Genomic DNA, 17,921 nt, shown 5'->3' with positions numbered 1-17,921 from the left:
ATAGTCGGTGAATAAATAAATGTTAAATAACCATTATTAGTGGCGTGACATACTCAGGCGAAACAAGCGTTACGATGGTGTATCCCCTTTGAATAACATCCTGATATTCCTGTGCTACGTTTAATAGCATCCATTCCTTTTTTCCGTAAAAGGCATTCACGCCTGTACCCATGGGTTTGATGCGATCTCTCCTGATTCACTCACTGTTGTGTTGGTTATAAAAAGGATGCTTGATATGTATAAAACGATTCTGGTGCCGGTGGATGTATACGAAACAGCATTGTCTGATAAAGCGCTACAGCATGCCCAATTCCTGGCGCAAAGCGCATCGGGTAATGTCCATCTGCTGTACGTTATGCCAAAGTTCTCGGCGGAACTGACCCGCGGTTTTATTGCAGACGCGAGAAAGATGGATGAATATATGATTAATAATGCTAAAGAAAAACTGGCTGCGCTGGTAAAAAAAATCAACCTGCCCGAAGCAAATGTCCATCTACATGTTCGCAGCGGGAATATACGTGATGAGGTAATCAAACTGGCGGATGAGCTTAACGTCGGTGCGATTATTGTGGGATCACGTAATCCAAATATTCAAACTCATTTATTAGGATCAGAGGCGGCGAGTATCGTTCGTTACGCGCATGTTCCTGTTTTCGTTATTCGTTAATGTCATGAAAGCAAGGTGATTTCTGAAAAGAACCTGAGGAAGGAACGATGATAACAGAAAAGCCTCACCGTCCGTATTATCAACAGACCGTTGATGAAACCCTGACAAATATCCAATCCAGCCTCGACGGACTTAGCAGTACAGAAGCCACCGCCAGGCTGGAAAAATACGGTGAAAATGCCTTACCGCAAAAACCGGGTAAACCTGGCTGGCTGCGCTTTCTGGCCCATTTCAACGATGTCCTTATTTACGTCCTTCTGGCGGCGGCGCTGCTGAAGCTGATAATGGGACACTGGGTGGATATGTTTGTCATTCTTGGGGTAGCCATTATTAACGCCCTGATTGGCCATATTCAGGAGAGCAATGCGGAGAAATCGCTGCAAAGTATTCGCAATATGCTCTCCAGCGAGGCTGTGGTCATCCGGCAGGGCAACCATGAAACTATCCCGACGACAGCACTGGTGCCCGGAGATATCGTCGTGATACGCGCCGGGGATCGCATTCCTGCCGATCTTCGCGTGACAGAGGCGCACAATCTGCGGGTGGAAGAAGCTATTCTCACCGGCGAATCCACGGTAGTGGAGAAAAGCAGCGATGCGCTCCACGGGGAGTTGCCGTTAGGCGACCGTTACAACCTGCTTTATTCTGGCACCACCGTCAGCTCCGGTGGGGGAAAAGGGTTGGTGGTGGCGACCGGTGGGGAGACCGAACTCGGCCATATCAACCAGATGATGTCAGACATTGAAAAACACCGTACCCCGTTGATGGTGCAAATGGACAAGCTCGGCAAGACCATTTTTATCACCATTCTGGTAATGATGCTGGCGCTGTTCGTTTTCAGTCTTATCTTCCGTGATATGCCCGTATCAGAGCTGGTGCTGTCGTTGATTAGCCTTGCGGTAGCGGCGGTGCCGGAAGGATTACCGGCCATTATCTCGATCATCCTCTCGCTGGGCGTGCAGGCGATGGCGCGTCGCAAGGCGATTATTCGCAAGCTGCCTACCGTGGAAACGCTGGGGGCGATGACGGTTATCTGCTCGGATAAAACCGGCACCCTGACCATGAATGAGATGACGGTAAAAGCGGTGATTACCGCGGACACCACCTACCGCGTGGAGGGAGACAGCTACGAGCCGGTGGGTACTATTCACCCCGTTGACGATCCGACACCGGTCACCGTGACCCCGGGATCTGTGCTTGAGCGCTATCTGCGCACAGTCGATCTCTGTAATGACAGCCAGCTGATCAAAGATGAGCAGGGGCTGTGGAAAATCACCGGCGGTCCAACCGAAGGCGCGCTGAAGGTGCTGGCGGCCAAAATCCCGCTTCCGGCAATTGACGCCGAATTGCGCAGTAAAATCCCATTTGATTCGCAATATAAATACATGTCCACCCTCTATCGCCTGGGCGACGAAGAGGTGATGTTAATCACCGGTGCGCCGGACGTCCTTTTCCGTCTTTGCCAGCACCAGCAGACCCAAAACGGGCTGGAGCCGTTCAACCTGCACTACTGGGAAGAGAAGATTGAAGAGTATGCGCGCGAGGGATTGCGCATGGTGGCTGCGGCCTGGAAACCGGCCGCCAGCGGGCAGCGCGAGCTGACGCATGCGGATCTGCAAGAAGGGGTCATACTGCTCGGCATTGCGGGCATGATGGATCCCCCGCGCCCGGAAGCCATTTCGGCCATTGCCGACTGCTTGCAGGCGGGTATTCGCGTGAAAATGATTACCGGGGATCATCCACAAACGGCGATGAGCATTGGACAGATGCTGGGTATTGGCAACGCGGCGAGCGCCATCACCGGGCGCGAGCTGGAGGCGATGGACGATCACCAGCTGAGCGAGGCGGCGCAAAAATACGATATCTTTGCCCGCACCAGCCCGGAAGATAAATTCCGCCTGGTGCAGGCGCTGCAAAGTAAGCAGGAAGTGGTCGGAATGACCGGGGACGGGGTGAACGATGCGCCGGCGCTGAAGCGGGCGGATGTCGGCATCGCGATGGGGATCAAAGGTACTGAAGTCACCAAAGAAGCCGCCGATATGGTGTTAACGGATGATAACTTTGCCACCATTGCCCGGGCGGTCCATGAAGGGCGTCGGGTCTACGACAACCTGAAAAAGACCATTTTGTTCGTTATCCCGAGCAACATCGCCCAGGCCTTACTGATCATTATTGCCCTGCTGGCGGGGAACCTGATCCCACTAACGCCGGTACTGATCCTGTGGATGAACATGGCAACCTCGGCAACGCTGTCGTTTGGCCTGGCGTTTGAAGCGGGTGAGAAGGACATCATGAACCGGCCGCCGCGTAAGTCAAACCTGCATGTGATGGACGGTTATGCCATCTGGCGAGTGGTGTTTGTCGGCCTGATGATTGCCATCAGCGCCTTTGTGCTGGAGGCCTGGCTGCAACCACGCGGCTACTCACCGGAGTTCATTCGCACCGTGTTGCTGCAAACGCTGGTCACCGCCCAGTGGTTTTACATGCTCAACTGCCGCGTCACCGACGGCTTCTCCCTGAGTAAAGGTCTGCTGGCTAACAAGGGGATATGGATCGTGAGCGGCGTACTTCTGGCCCTTCAGCTTCTGATCATCTATGCGCCGTTCATGCAAATGCTGTTCGGTACCGAAGCGCTACCGTTCCGCTACTGGATCATTACCTTCCTGATTGGGTTTGCGATGTTCATGATTGTTGAAGCAGAAAAAGTCCTTACCCGGAGATGGCGCACGACGAAAAGATGACTGAATGAGTAGGCTAAGCCTGCCCACCGGCAGGCTTTCTCTTTGACTGAGTAGAACACTATGATTCGATTTGCCTCGTTCGTTTTTACGCTTGGTATTCTGGTTCCCGCTGCATCTGCTGTAACCTACCCCCTCCCTCCCGAGGGCAGCCGTCTGGTGGGGGCGCCGATCACCATCACCGTGCCTGACGGCAATACTCTGCCGCTCGAAGCGTTTGCAGCGCAGCACGGGCAGGGGTTGAGCAATATGCTGGAAGCCAACCCGGGGGTGGATCCGTTTTTACCGCGAGCCGGAACACAGTTGGTGGTACCGCAGCAGCTTATTTTGCCGCCAACGGTGCGCGAGGGGATTGTGGTGAACGTCGCGGAAATGCGACTTTACTATTATCCACCCGGCAGCAACACGGTTGAGGTGCTGCCTATTGGCATCGGTCAGGCCGGGCGCGAAACGCCGCGTAACTGGGTAACCGCCGTTGAGCGCAAACAGGAAGGCCCAACCTGGTCACCCACGGCAAATACGCGACGCGCTTACGCGAAAGAGGGGAAAACGTTGCCCGCGTTCTTTCCCGCCGGGCCGGATAACCCGATGGGGCTGTATGCCCTCTATATCGGCAGGCTGTACGCGATCCACGGTACCAACTCAAATTTCGGCATTGGTCTGCGCGTCAGCCAGGGCTGCATTCGCCTGCGTAATAACGATATCAAATACCTGTTCGATAACGTTTCGGTGGGGACGCGGGTACAGCTTATCGATCAGCCCTTAAAGGTGACCACCGAGCCGGACGGTAGCCGTTGGGTAGAGGTTCACGAGCCGCTTTCACGCAATCGCGCGGAATTTGAATCGACAAATAAGGTGCCGCTGCCCATTTCAGCCGCACAAAGGACGCAGCTAATAAGTGAAGGGGCGGGCGCTGAGCTGGAACGGCGGTCGGGGATGCCGGTGAAGCTTGCTATGCCGGTGGCGCTGCGCTTACCGGGCCTACAGGACCGTAGGTCGGGTAAGGCGAAGCCGCCACCCGACAATTTTACCGAACGCAGAATGTAGGTCGGGTAAGCGCAGCGCCACCCGACAAACTGACCGAACGCAGAAAAGCAAAAAGCCTGCTTTAAAAGCAGGCTTTTCAAATTTGGCTCCTCTGACTGGACTCGAACCAGTGACATACGGATTAACAGTCCGCCGTTCTACCGACTGAACTACAGAGGAATCGTGTGAACGGGGCGCATATTATCGACCTGCGTACGCCTTGTCAAAGGATGGATCGCCGACTTTGAACTGTTTGCTGACAAAACCAGCAAAGTGACGTTTTTGCCAACGGAATGCACCATTATTGTGCAGATATACCCCGAATGGGGCAGATCGGAAACCGTTGTCCCCGTCTCAAAACAGGCACCAGTGATTGGCTTTCCTTATTTTCAGCCGCTTAGCAGCGACATACACCCGCTGCAAAAAACTGGCATCCATATTGCAAAACCTGTTTAACAACACAGCCGTTACCGGCACGCTATTTTCGAACAGGGGGCAACATGAACTTAAGACGACTGAAATACTTCGTAAAAATCGTCGATATCGGCAGCCTGACCCAGGCGGCTGAAGTGCTGCATATCGCGCAGCCTGCGCTGAGCCAGCAGGTCGCGACTCTGGAAGGCGAAATGGACCAGCAACTGTTGATCCGCACCAAGCGCGGCGTAACGCCTACCGAAGCGGGAAAAATTTTATATACCCATGCCCGCACGATCCTGCGTCAGTGTGAACAGGCGCAGCTGGCCGTGCACAATGTGGGTCAGACCCTGAGTGGCCATGTCTCCATCGGGCTGGCGCCGGGAACGGCCGCATCGTCTGTCACCATGCCGCTGCTTCAGGCAGTGCGCGCGGAGCTACCGGAAGTGCTGGTTTATCTGCATGAGAACAGTGGTTCCGTGCTCAATGACAAACTGCTCAACGGTCAGCTGGATATGGCGGTGCTGTACGATCGCTCCCCGGTTGCCGGGATCACCAGCCAGCCGCTGCTGAAGGAAGATCTTTACCTGGTCGGTACACGTGATTGCCCCGGCCAGAGCATTGATTTAACCGCTGTGGCAGAGATGAACCTGTTCCTGCCGCGCGACTACAGTGCCGTGCGCGTGCGCGTTGACGAAGCGTTCTCGCTGCGCCGTCTGACGGCCAAAATTATCGGCGAGATTGATTCCATCTCCACGCTGACTGCCGCCATTGCCAGCGGCATGGGTGTAACGGTTCTGCCTGAGTCTGCCGCACGTTCACTGTGCAGCGCGGCGAACGGCTGGATGGCCCGCATCACCACGCCATCCATGAGCTTACCGCTGTCGTTGAATATGTCCGCGCGCGGCTCCCTGTCACCGCAGGCGCAGGCGGTGAAAGAGATCCTGATGTCTCTGGTCAGTAAGCCGTCGCTGGAAAATCGCGAGCTGCAACTCGTCAGCTGATATTCCAAATAAGCATAAGATGCTGGTTTTTATTATTTGTTCTCCAGCCCGCCTGACTCTAACAATAGCCTTATGTCAGATGCGCCGGAGTGAATTGTGAATTTCCAGCAACTTAAAATTATTCGTGAGGCGGCCAGGCGGGATTACAACCTGACCGAAGTCGCCAATATGCTTTACACCTCTCAGTCGGGCGTCAGCCGACATATCCGCGAGCTGGAGGAGGAGTTAGGCATTGAGATTTTTATCCGTCGCGGCAAGCGCCTGCTGGGTATGACCGAGCCAGGCAAGGCATTGCTGACCATCGCTGAGCGCATTCTCAACGAGGCCAGCAACGTTCGTCGGCTGGCGGATCTCTTTACCAACGACGCTTCCGGTGTGCTGACTATCGCCACCACCCATACACAGGCGCGTTACAGCCTTCCGACGGTTATCAAAGCATTTCGTGAGATCTTCCCGGACGTACGTCTCGAACTGATCCAGGGCACGCCGCAGGAAATTGAAGTGCTGCTGCATAACGGTGGGGCCGATATCGGTATCGCCAGTGAACGGCTGAGCAATGACCCGCTGCTGGTGGCGTTCCCGTGGTTCCGCTGGCACCACAGCCTGCTATTACCCGCCGAACACCCGCTGAACCAGGTTTCACCGTTGACGCTGGAAGAGATCGTCAAATGGCCGCTTATCACCTACCGGCAGGGCATTACCGGGCGTTCGCGCATAGATGAAGCGTTCAAGCGTAAAGGGCTCACGCCGGACGTGGTGCTGAGCGCGCAGGATTCCGACGTGATCAAAACCTACGTCGAGTTAGGGCTGGGGATTGGCCTGGTGGCCGAGCAGTCTGGCGGAGAATATGAGGCTGGTAATCTGGTGCGTCTGGATACACGTCATCTGTTCGATGCGAACACCGTCTGGCTCGGGCTGAAGCGCGGGCAGCTTCAGCGTAACTATGTGTGGCGTTTTATCGAGCTGTGCAATGCGGGGCTCTCCGTAGATGAGATCAAACGCCAGGTGATGGAGCCGGAAGAGGTGGCGATTGATTATCAGATTTAGTTTTTGCCCGGCGGCGCATTGTCTGCCGGGAACGGTAAGAGTGGCTCTAAGTCTTCCTGGGTGATGCGTGTACCGAGTTAAATAAAATAATGCCATCCATAAATGAATGGCATTATTATTTTATTCCTTAATGGCTAATTCCTTTTAGACATATTTAAAAAGTGTATCCGGCAGTTAAATAGTAGGCCCACCCCGTAGAGTCTATACGGGTAATCTGCCCTTTGCTATTATATGCTTTACTGCCTTCTTCAAATTGCCCACCATGATAGAAATAACGAAGGGTGGCGCCATAGCTCCAGTGAGAGTAAACTAAGCTGAGGATATGGGTAGAAACTATTGAGTCATTAGTACGGGAGTAAAAGGATTGCTCGCCACCTGATTCGTCTTTTAAGTCTGAGCCAAAATCAAAATTGGTGAAACCGATGTAATTTAGCTTGCCGCCAAACAGTGTAGTTAAAGGAATAGCATATTTTAATTTAAAGCGATATCCATCCCATTCGTTTTCGTTGGCGGCGTTATAATTATTCCCCTGGTATTTAGCGTAGATGTTTGCAGATAAAGTCATCGGTAATCCCGTATCAATATCCGTCCCAATTCCCATATACCAGGTACTTTGACGCTGTCCTTCGTTAGTACCCGCATCATAAATATAGTTGTGAGCAAAATACCATTCTTTAAATGGACCAACGCTCAAATCAAGTCCCGTTAATTTGTCGATGCTAAAACGTGGCTCTATTTCTGTAAAGAATGGCGAGCCATTGTCCCAAATACCAATGTCGTTGTCATTTCCTAAACCAAAAAATTTAGGTAAATCCGCATAGCCGTAAAAATCAAACCAATCCACATGTGCCCACGCACGGTATTCTGGATAGAGATCCGATCTTTTTTGTGGCCCAAAGCGAGTAGAGTTGCTGCCGACTATATTAATGCTTTGATGCCACCAGTCTGATAGATATTCATTATTACCAGAGTCCGCAAACGCAATCATGGGGAGCATTATCAATGCGCCTGGTAAAAGATATTTCATTTTTTTCATGCGTGTATTTCCTTTAATGGGAGTATGTTGAAAAGCGAGTGGTATTTAAAATACATGTCAGTATTTAATCACTTCTTGTTTAATTCATTTTGCTGCGCTTACATCAGTCACCCTCATTTCATGATCGGGTTTAACTGGGCTATGCGCCTTCACATAATCAATAATTGAATCGGCAGAGGTAGTGCTGTTAATAGTTTTAATATTTTTCCCTTTTAAAAATGCTTAAAATCCATCGCCACCTGTCGCACAAAATGAGTGTGTAGCAACCCGATATATCCTGGTCGGATCTATGGGTTGATTATTGACAGTGAATTTAATGAGACGTTTGCCCAGCGGTTTTGTACTGTCATAGACAACATGAACGCTTTTTGATACTTGCAAAATACCATTGGTGAGATTAGTCGCATGGATCATTAAATCGGTGAGATCTTTTCCGGAAAGATCCATTTCAACCAGGTCATTATTAAACGGGAAGGTGGTAATAACATCGCCGTAGGTTAAATTTCCCTGTGGGAAATCAGCACGTATCCCTCCGCTGTTTTGTAATCCAACGACGGCATCCGGCACTTTTGCCATCATGGCATCAATTATCAAATTACCGACGGGTGATGATTCCCCATATGAACGCGTAAAGTGCGCCGTTGTCGAACCAATAACCTGGCCAGTGATTTTTTTCAGACTGGCATTCCACTCATCAATTTTAAGCTGTACTTTTGGATCAGGTTTATATTCATCAGAAAATACAGTGATTAATTCACCTTTGTAACGCTCAATTTTCTTCGTCTGAGGGTTAAAATCCAATACTAATTTACCAATGTCAGTACCATAGGCATCCGTTGAAACAATGAGAGTGTCATTAACTTTAATCGGTTCTGGCGTCCCTACATGGGCATGGCCTGTGATTAATACATCAATATCCTTAAATTTCTTCGCGGTATCGATATCAGCTTGTAGCATTCTGGCTACGTCTTTGTTTCCATAGCTTGACTGGCGCGCTGGCGTACCTTCATGAATAAGCAGCACGATGATATCCACTTTACCTTTTAAGGCATCAAGCCCTTTTTGAATATAAGGCTCTTCATCACGCGCCTCTGAACCAGCGTAAGCCTTAGCTGCAATCGTGTCATAAAATGCAAATTTCTGATGTACCCCGATTACGCCAATTTTGATGCCATCTTTTTCGACAACCGTCCAGGGGGTATTCCAGACGGGCTTTTCACTGTTGGTATAAAAAACATTACCTAACAAAATGGGGAAGTGTGCTCTTGATAACTGCTTAACCATGTTATCAACGCCATAGTCAAATTCGTGGTTTCCCACTGACACAGCATCAAAGGGCATGGTGTTCATGATATCAATAATGGCTTCGCCTTTGGTCAAGGTACTTATATAGGGCCCGGTAAAGTAATCACCTGCATCAAAGAAAAAAACATCTTTACTTATTTTCTTAGCATCATTGACGATGGTCGCTATATTCGCAAAACCTCCTACCAGACGTTCTTTGTCAACGGTGGGTGGTTTCCCAGGAGAGACATGAGCATGTAGATCGTTGGTATAGTAAATTGTTACATCTTTTGCATGAACTGAGGCGGTTAACGTTGCGAACCAACATAACGTAATCAGGCTCAGCTTTATATTTTTCTTCATAATCAATTCCCTTGAAAAAAATAATAGCTTGAAAAGGGTCCATGTAGAGGTATGAACCCTTAAACGTTTATTTTATTTCAATGCATTCATCACCAATGCGGCGCCAAAAGCCTGTATGGTAAGAACCTTTACTTTTTCACATCAGCAACGCGCATGCCGTTGAGCTGCTCATCCGTAATAGTGTTGCCCGCTTTGAAGTAATCGATCACGGCATTAGAAACGTAGTAACCGCCTGTTGTATTACGCGCTTTACCCTCGGTAAAGGTGGTAAAACCATCGCCGCCGTCAGCAAGGAAGCTCTGAGTGGCAATGTGGTAGACTGTCGCATCCTCAATCGGCTTGCCATTAAGGTTAAATACGACGACCCGCTGACCGATTGGTTTACTGCTGTCATACTTCACCTCCAGGCCTTTTGAAACCTGCAAGACGCCATTACTTAAACTTGCGGCATGTTCCATCAACGTGCGTAATTGTTTACCCGTAAGATCCATTGTGGCCAGCTCGTTAGGGAAGGGGAACGTACTGATGACGTCACCCATCGTAATTGCGCCCGACGGGATCTCATTGCGAATGCCGCCCGAGTTGGTCAAGGCTAGCTGAGTATTTTTACCCGCAGCCACCAGTAGAGCGTCCGCAGCCAGATTACCCAGCGGGGCTGATTCACCATACGCGCGCGTCAACTCAACCGGCGACTGCGCCACCGTTTGTTGAACTACTTTATCCAGTTTCTTATTCCAGCCGTCTATAACCTGTTTCGTTTGCGGATCGGGCTTCCACTCATCGGCGTAAATGGTTTTAAGCTCAAAATTTTTCATCGTAAACTGATGCGGCTTCGTGTAGTCCAGTACCAGTTTCCCCACATCAATGCCGCCGCTGTCGGTCGAGAGGATCAGAGTATTGCCAACTTTAATCGGTTCCGGCGTACCGACATGCGCATGTCCCGTAATCAGAATATCCAGACCTTTCACCTGGCTTGCAGTTTGAATATCTTTATCCAGTGCACGTCGTACGTCGGTCCCTCCCATACTGGACTGACGCGCCGGTGTACCTTCATGGACCAGCAATACGGTCAGGTCGACTTTGCCTTTCAGTTCATCGAGATAGCGCTGTAACCACTTAATTTCATCCCGCGCTTCAATGCCTACGCGCGTTGCCGCGGAGACGGTATCATTGAAGGCAAACACGCCGTGCAAACCAATGACGCCAATTTTCACGCCATCTTTTTCGACGATGGTATAAGGTTTATCCCAGAATAATTTGCTGCTGTTCTCATAGAATATGTTGCCCTGTACGACAGGGAATTTCGCCTGGCTTAGCTGTAATAATGTATTATCCCAGCCATGATCAAATTCATGATTACCTATCGTTACAACATCAAACGACATGGTATTCATAATATCAATAATTGCTTTTCCCTTAGTTAAGCTACTAATATAAGGGCCAGTGAAATAGTCACCTGCATCAAAAAACCATGTCGCTTTACTTTTTGATTTTTCCTCTTTTACCAGAGTAGTGATATTCGCCCAGCCACCAATATCCCGTTTGCCGTCAGCAATCCATGGCACTTTATAAGGTTCTACATGAGCATGGAGATCATTGGTATAAAGGATGGTGACATCCTTAGCGCAGGCCCAAAATGGTAGCGTCGTCAGAATACCCGCAGCGATTAACTTTATCTTCATAAGTCGTTCCTTTCAGTCATATAAAGATTCGCTACTTTACGTTCTGAAAGGATTTTTTATGCGAACCTGCTCACACACTTATGCAAGAGTTATGCGGCAAAATCACCGACCCATTCAAATCGTTGGTGATTAATATTGATTCTGTTTACGATTAATACCTGTAAATCGTTTGGTTGCCGTAATTTAGGGCTGCCAGTATCAGCATCCGAAGATTACAGTTGGCCAGACTACAGGCTAGGATATCCAGCATTGCACTGCCGGGCATGTGGGAGTTATCCCCCTCTGTTTAATGAACAACAATTTAATGAATGGCTTTTTTCTTGCTTAAGCGCCTATGCCTTAGAAAACGGTTATTTTTGCCCTGAATGTTATTGCCCGAAAACTATTTGTTATGGTTATAACCCACGGGGGACACAGCGCGTTCAGTGCCGCGCCTGCAAAAAAGTCTGGACACCCAAACAGCAAAAGCAAAAAAAAATAGTGTCTCCAGAACGTATTGAAACTGTGTCACTGGTTGTACCGTTCCAGGGGAGAATTGCAGAACAGAAATTGTATGTCCTGATCAGTTTTGATGCCATCCGCGGTAATATTATTCATCTCTCTACTAATTTTACTGAGCATCAAAGTGGGGAAACATTACGTTATCACTGGAAGGGAAATATCGAGCCTGATTTGCATCACGCTGATATTGTAAAACGCGTTGATATGCGAGAGACACAGTTTCTGCGTCGGAGCCAGTTCGATGAAATACAGTATGGAAGCGCGGCTCTGAAATGTAACGCCAGAGGTTCGATTGTGCGCCCGGTGATAGCGGCTCACGGGCATTTTCGAATACTGAATCTCCTCTTTCCTGAGGTAAAGATGCATGTTATTTCACACGAATGCTTTCTTCGGGGAGCAGTCATTACCGCCTGGGCAAATTTGTTTCGCCTGGGGCAAGGTGAAATGTGGTTTATAGAAGAAGAAATCAACGATAATGATAGTGATATACCCTGGAATTTTCAGAGAACGTCACAGCATGGCTGGTGGCAAAGTCAGTGGCAGCTTTGGGAGCAGGGAAGAAACCGTAAGATGGTTTGCCCATTAACAGGGGGGGATAGCAGTAACGCTAAAAGGCTCTCTTTAACGGCCAGCAGGTGCTTTATCAACTGGCTATATAAACAAACGCATTTTAGTCGCAGCGCGCAACTATCCGCAGGGCGGGTGACGCAAATACTACTTTCCCTGGCGCAAGACTATAACGATAAATTTACATTAGCGCCTTCAGGTATGAATAATGGCTCAATCTTTTCGGCGATGAAGTCATGACCTGTGCGCTTCGTATATAGCATCAAGGGGTCATGGCTCGACATGACCCCCTATTAACATATGCAGTGATCAATTGCATCTGTTCCAGATTGTTACATCATTTGATTAATTTGCATAAATAGATGCCGCAGTGATGACGTCAGTAAGCTCCGTTTCATTAAATAATCTTGCACGGTAGGCCTCCCCAGGGTATTGAGGAGCGCCATCAGATAAAGAAATCACATCATAGATAGAGGCAACCATATTACCGTCTACGTCACTGATAAAGAATGAGCGCGCATGGCAGGTAAAAATAGTGAAATAATCACCATGATCAAACACGCCTCCCATAAAGTCGGTCCATTGGAGGATAGGCGTCGTTGGGAGTTCAACAGGCGCATGAATCTCAACAGCGGTGCCTGCTGCTAAGTCGACCGCATAGAACAGAATGCGGGCTGGATCTGTTTGATAGGGGTCCGACGTCGCTGCGTCATTTATCGGACGAATAACGGGGTTGCCATTTTCATCTACGCAAGATCGGTTATCGAACACTGATAAGACAAATTTTCCTGCGGTAGGATCGATACTGGCAGAAAAAGCACTATTATTCGTAATGCACACCGTATGGGCACCATTTTCAAAATGAGTAATACCCGAATTATCAATATGAATAGTCGCTTGTTTTGCCGGGAACTGAGGGTTGAAATTACCTGTGTCGATTGCCCACAAGATACTTCCATCAACGATAGAGATACCAAAAGTTGTACTCGTTGTGCGAGAATGGACAATAATGGCTTCTTCGTTATTTGGGCTGCTTGCAATCCATGTAAGAGAGTTAAAATGGACATCATTAGGCGTATTGTTATTCAGAATTTGAGAACCACTATATTCGCTGGTATAGTTTTTCGCCCAAATCATTTTCCCTGTCTGATCGTTAAATTTCAGAACCAGCGCATCTTGCGCCATCGTGTTGGTTAGTCGGTTAGGGCTATCGGTGCCAAACATATAAATGTCGCCCGCGGAGTCCCAGACTACATCATGAGTATTTGCATAGTGATTGCCATCAGCATCACGCATGTCGAATTCAAGGACGACATTGCCCATGATATCAATTTTGAAAAAGCGACGGCCGTACCACGCCATATCTTCGTCGCTGCCGGTATAGAGGTAGCCATTGTGGATCCGCAGCGGCTGGAGATGATAAACCGATAAGAAGTTAAAACGCAGGTCACCATTTTGGTCATAACCTCGGCCAGTGGATTCCATTAACCAACTGTTTCCCCATACAGAGGTAAATAGTGCAGGATCGGTTTGCTCAATATCGAGGTGGAAGATGACAGATGTATCATATTCCTGATCTTCTGTACTGATGATAAATGGCTGATTGAAAACTTCAGTACCCGTGTCATCCTTAAATACGACCTGCACACTGTTTGCATATTGCGCATAAAGACCAATAACAGGGATTTTAATGGTTTGCGTAACACCATAAATGAGATCCGATGTATAGGTAAAATCTACGCTGGTTGGACTGGTCGTCCTTTTTGTAACAGTGTAAGAATAACTTACCGGGGTATCTGAGGTAAAATAAAGGTATGCAGCGAGCTGGTTGTCGGCTGGTGCAAGTTCAGTTTTAATATAAGTAATTGTCATGATGGTATTCCTTTTATTTCATTCAATAAGATATATGGTTTTTTTGTCAACGCAATTAAGCATCGCCTGTATAAATAACGAGTAAATAAACGCCTGACGGATAATTTTGAGCTTTGATAATTAAAAGCGATTTTGTATTCTCATTCTCCTATTATAAAATTTATGTAAAAAGAACATGGTTAATCATCCGGAAAATAACGATGCGCTGTATTCTCTGCGGAAATATACATGTCAAAAGTGTTAGGTTCTATTCAGGATACATCTTTCGTGATAGCTGAAAATGAACGCCATCCTTTATTTCCGTCCAGTTGCCACCCCACTCAATATCAACTGATAACTCCTTAGCGGCCTGAAAAACAGCCGTTGCAATTGTCTGATAATGTTTAAAATCCCATGAAACGGTACCGTTGATGACCGCGAATACATCGACGGCGTGCCCCGTTAAATGCCTGCTTTTAGACGTTAATGATTTTCCTAATGCTAATAGCTCAAGCTGTCGTTTTTGGTTTCTTACCCCTTCAGAAATACCGAAGTCAACAGGCGATAATTTCAATGCTTTTCTCATCACCTCCGAAAGATCTTTATGTACTCCTTTAAGGTTCTTTTCAGTCTTTCTACTAAATTCATGATTTATCATTACTATCTCCAGAGATTTTCTTCCAGTAATAATTAAGAGCAACAACACCCATTGCACCTGATATACCGCTGACTGCAAGCGAAGTATGAAATACTGAACCAAGGCTTTGTGACATCAACCCAGCAAGTACACCGGTAAATCCTGATACAATAATTTGTGCTAACGCAGAAAATAAACTTCTTCCCGACTGGCCTGACTTAACGTCAAGGAGATATCTGACAAGTCCTCCCCACGCGCCAAATAATATTATGTAAAGCCAGCTAAAAAATGCATTTGATGATGGGTCTTTCCATGGCAAAGCAATTACCTCCATAGGGTATATAAGTAAAAAACTTTAGCTCTTGATGAGATTATTTTTCCTGGTCTAACGATTTGCTTTTGCTATGCGATAAATAATAAACGTTGAGCAATCCCGTTTTGTGATGAATATCACACGGAATATAATTAATAGTTTTTGCCGATCGATATTTGATGAATGATAGTTATGTGTTATTAATATTAATGATTCTATTTATTAGTGGAATATATAACAGGGACAGGTGAGGAGGTGGGGGTAAACACTAAAACGGCAACGGGCGCCGTCCTGCATTTCTCATGCGCTGAAAAGCAAAAAGCCTGCTTTAAAAGCAGGCTTTTCAAATTTGGCTCCTCTGACTGGACTCGAACCAGTGACATACGGATTAACAGTCCGCCGTTCTACCGACTGAACTACAGAGGAATCGTGTGAACGAGGCGCATATTATCGACCTGCGTGCGCCTTGTCAAAGGGGAAAACACCGTTTTTGTTCGTTTGCCGAGAATTTCAGCAAACCGATGATTTAATAGCAAATTTGCTTTCAAATTGCACAGCAAATCGCGCCGCCCGCAGGCGGCGCGCAGGATCAGAACAGAACGGAGTAGTTCAGGCCAAACGTACGTCCACGGCCTTTATAAGTATAAAGACCCGGTGAGCCATAGGTTGGGCTATACAGCCCCGGTGCGCGCTGGCCCCAGGCGGTGGTGTAGCCTTTGTCCAGCAGGTTCTCCACGCTGAAGCTGACTTTGCCCACCGGCAGGGCGTAGCTGCCCAGGAAATCAACGGTATTATAGCCATCAATCTTCTTACCGTCGGCGTCAGACACGTCGAAGGTTTGTGTGCTCTGCACGCGCAGGGCCCAGTCGCCCGGCGCCCAGTTAACCCATGCGCTGGCTTTAGACGGGCTGGCGCTGTCGACCGTCAGCTTCTCCCATTTCCCGTTTTCACGCGTTTCGGACTTGATGGCGTTAAAGTTCGCCCCGGTGCTCCAGTCGCTGTCGGTGAAGAAATAGTCCACCTGGCCTTCAACCCCATAGATACGACGTTTGTCGTCCTCCAGGTTGATGGTCATGTCGCTTTTGTTGATGGTGATGGTTTTATCCGAGAGCGAGTAGTACGCCGCCACCTGGGTACGCAGGTTATCGCCGGTGAAGCGCCAGCCAAGCTCGTAGGCATTGACCTTAATACCGTCCAGCGTTGAGTCGTTCACGTTGACGCTGTTTTGCAGGCGATAGTGACCATCGACCAGCTGATAGGTGCCGGAGCCGTAGTACTTCGCCAGGTCCGGGATCTCGAAGCCCTGGGAGAAGTTAAACCACAGCTGCTGCTGTTCGGTAAGACGTCCAAGGATCCCGGCGTTAAACAGGAAGTTGTTGTAGTCGGTTTTCCCGCCCGGCACCGCGTCAGCGGAGGTCGCTTTGCCCGTGGCGATTGCCTGCTGCTGGGCGTAGCCGACAAAATCGTCCACCTTGTTTTCGGTGTACTGGTAACGCACGCCGCCGCTGAGGGTGATGGCGTCAATGTCATAGCTGGCTTGCAGGAACGGCGCGAGGTTGGTAATGCTGTAACCCGGATAACGGCCCACGTTGTAGGCATTGTCCAGCTCCATGCCGCCGCTCGCCGCCGCTTTGCTCAAGTCAAAGAACTGCTGGTTGGCATCGAACGTTTCGTGGTCGGCATCCACACCCCAGGTGAGGGTCAGGTCGTCTATCGGCTTGCTGTTCAGCGTCAGCTTGCCGCCGTAAAAATCGGTTTTCTGCTGGGATGCGCCAATGCTGGTCACCGCGCCTTTGCTCAGCGTCGGGAACGGGTAGTAGGTCAAGCTCTCGTCACGGTAGTAAATCTGCGCAACCAGATCCTGACCCCAGAAATCGGTGTTCGAGTATTGCAGGTTGATTAGGTGACGCTCTGTGCCCGGGATACGGTCAGAGTTCAGGTTATCTTTATTATAGGCTTTGGCATCGCCCGTGACCGCAGCGAAATTCTCCCCAAGGAACAGGCCGTGCTTGCCGTCGGATTCGCTCTTGTAGTACTGCGTGGTTAACTGGAGCTGCTGATGATCGTCGATGTTGATGGTGCCTGTCCCCATCACGTCGATACGGTCGGAATACTGCAAGCCGGTCTGGGTGTTATCGATAATCACCTCGTCGCCGTTGCCGTCATACCAGCCGCCGTAGCGCTGATAGGAGACCGACAGACGGCCAGAGGCGTTGTCATTGCCGCCGCTCACGGCTGCGGAGACGTTCTCATCATGGTCGTTATGGCTGTTAAACCCGCTTTTTGCCCCGGTCTGGAACTCCACTTCGGTCTCCGGCTGGCCTTTTTTGGTGACGATGTTCACCAGACCGCCGGTACTGCCGCCGCCGTACAGCGAGGTGGCGCCGGAGATCACTTCGATGCGGTCAATGTTGAACGGATCGATAGAGTCGAGCTGGCGGCTGTCGCTGCGGGAAGAGTTCAGACGTACGCCGTCCACCATCACCATCATGGAGCGACCGCGCAGGTTCATGCCGTAGTTGGTACGTCCCTGGCTGCTGACGTCCATGCCGGGGATCAGCTGGGCCAGCACGTCTTTAATCTCTTTCCCGCCCTGAACCTGCTGCTCAATTTCCGCCCGCTCAATAACCCAGGTGGTTTGCGCCATCTCTGCCACGCTGCGATGTGCCCGGCTGGCGGACACCACAATATCTTCTTCCTTTTGTTCTTCCGCCCACGCAGAGGTAGAAAGCATGGCAAGCAAGCACGGATTTAAAACCCAAAGATGAGAACGTTTCATTGTTATGTTGAT

Annotated in this window: 12 protein-coding genes, 2 tRNA genes and 1 pseudogene; 6 read left to right on the top strand and 9 right to left on the bottom strand. The window is 49.2% G+C overall.

The window, feature by feature from the left end; all coding sequences use genetic code 11:
- Nucleotides 1-235 precede the first annotated feature (235 nt).
- From L463_RS04825 to ldtA, 3 genes are read left to right on the top strand one after another with little or no spacing between them, the layout of a single operon-like run.
- A complete protein-coding gene (locus tag L463_RS04825) occupies nucleotides 236-667 on the top strand; it encodes a universal stress protein (protein ID WP_003859525.1) in 432 nt (143 codons plus the stop codon).
- A gap of 47 nt (nucleotides 668-714) precedes the next feature.
- Nucleotides 715-3,408, top strand: a complete 2,694-nt coding sequence (locus L463_RS04830; RefSeq protein ID WP_015572411.1) for a cation-transporting P-type ATPase — start codon at nucleotides 715-717, stop codon at nucleotides 3,406-3,408.
- Nucleotides 3,409-3,468: 60 nt separating this feature from the next.
- Nucleotides 3,469-4,452 (top strand): L,D-transpeptidase, encoded by a 984-nt coding sequence (ldtA, locus tag L463_RS04835; RefSeq protein WP_223826490.1) that lies wholly within the window; start codon nucleotides 3,469-3,471, stop codon nucleotides 4,450-4,452.
- A gap of 83 nt (nucleotides 4,453-4,535) precedes the next feature.
- On the opposite strand, the gene L463_RS04840 is transcribed toward ldtA, so the two are convergent.
- Nucleotides 4,536-4,611, bottom strand: a tRNA-Asn gene (locus tag L463_RS04840).
- Nucleotides 4,612-4,931: 320 nt separating this feature from the next.
- On the opposite strand from L463_RS04840, the gene nac reads away from it, so the two are divergent.
- Entirely contained in the window at nucleotides 4,932-5,849 is a 918-nt protein-coding gene (gene nac / locus L463_RS04845; protein WP_003859531.1) for a nitrogen assimilation transcriptional regulator NAC, read from the top strand.
- 96 nt (nucleotides 5,850-5,945) lie between these two features.
- A complete protein-coding gene (gene cbl, locus L463_RS04850) occupies nucleotides 5,946-6,896 on the top strand; it encodes an HTH-type transcriptional regulator Cbl (protein WP_017383311.1) in 951 nt (316 codons plus the stop codon).
- A gap of 154 nt (nucleotides 6,897-7,050) precedes the next feature.
- Here cbl and L463_RS04855 read toward each other — a convergent pair whose 3' ends face one another.
- From L463_RS04855 to L463_RS04865, 3 genes and pseudogenes are all read right to left on the bottom strand, one after another.
- The gene (locus L463_RS04855; RefSeq protein ID WP_023294980.1) at nucleotides 7,051-7,932 is read right to left on the bottom strand and encodes a nucleoside-specific channel-forming protein Tsx; all 882 of its coding nucleotides are present in this window, start codon (nucleotides 7,930-7,932) and stop codon (nucleotides 7,051-7,053) included.
- 84 nt (nucleotides 7,933-8,016) lie between these two features.
- Nucleotides 8,017-9,579 (bottom strand): annotated as a pseudogene (locus L463_RS04860) (bifunctional UDP-sugar hydrolase/5'-nucleotidase).
- A 128-nt stretch (nucleotides 9,580-9,707) separates the two neighbouring features.
- Nucleotides 9,708-11,261, bottom strand: a complete 1,554-nt coding sequence (locus L463_RS04865) for a bifunctional metallophosphatase/5'-nucleotidase (protein WP_015572415.1) — start codon at nucleotides 11,259-11,261, stop codon at nucleotides 9,708-9,710.
- Between the two features lie 132 nt (nucleotides 11,262-11,393).
- On the opposite strand from L463_RS04865, the gene L463_RS04870 reads away from it, so the two are divergent.
- Nucleotides 11,394-12,569: a cytoplasmic protein gene (locus L463_RS04870; RefSeq protein ID WP_108454211.1), complete on the top strand. Its 1,176-nt coding sequence runs from the start codon at nucleotides 11,394-11,396 to the stop codon at nucleotides 12,567-12,569.
- 105 nt (nucleotides 12,570-12,674) lie between these two features.
- Here L463_RS04870 and L463_RS04875 read toward each other — a convergent pair whose 3' ends face one another.
- From L463_RS04875 to L463_RS04890, 5 genes are all read right to left on the bottom strand, one after another.
- Nucleotides 12,675-14,201 (bottom strand): aryl-sulfate sulfotransferase, encoded by a 1,527-nt coding sequence (locus L463_RS04875; RefSeq protein ID WP_023294976.1) that lies wholly within the window; start codon nucleotides 14,199-14,201, stop codon nucleotides 12,675-12,677.
- Nucleotides 14,202-14,448: 247 nt separating this feature from the next.
- A complete protein-coding gene (locus L463_RS04880; protein ID WP_023294975.1) occupies nucleotides 14,449-14,838 on the bottom strand; it encodes a M15 family metallopeptidase in 390 nt (129 codons plus the stop codon).
- A complete protein-coding gene (locus tag L463_RS23760; RefSeq protein WP_017693121.1) occupies nucleotides 14,825-15,151 on the bottom strand; it encodes a phage holin family protein in 327 nt (108 codons plus the stop codon). The genes L463_RS04880 and L463_RS23760 overlap by 14 nt, the downstream gene beginning before the upstream one ends.
- Before the next feature lie 329 nt (nucleotides 15,152-15,480).
- A tRNA-Asn gene (locus L463_RS04885) sits at nucleotides 15,481-15,556 on the bottom strand.
- A 163-nt stretch (nucleotides 15,557-15,719) separates the two neighbouring features.
- A complete protein-coding gene (locus L463_RS04890; protein ID WP_023294974.1) occupies nucleotides 15,720-17,909 on the bottom strand; it encodes a TonB-dependent siderophore receptor in 2,190 nt (729 codons plus the stop codon).
- Nucleotides 17,910-17,921 lie beyond the last annotated feature (12 nt).

The organism is Enterobacter sp. BIDMC 27 (genome assembly GCF_000534415.1).
Classification (GTDB): Bacteria; Pseudomonadota; Gammaproteobacteria; order Enterobacterales; family Enterobacteriaceae; genus Enterobacter; species Enterobacter hormaechei_C.
This window is presented reverse-complemented; position numbering and strand designations above follow the sequence as displayed.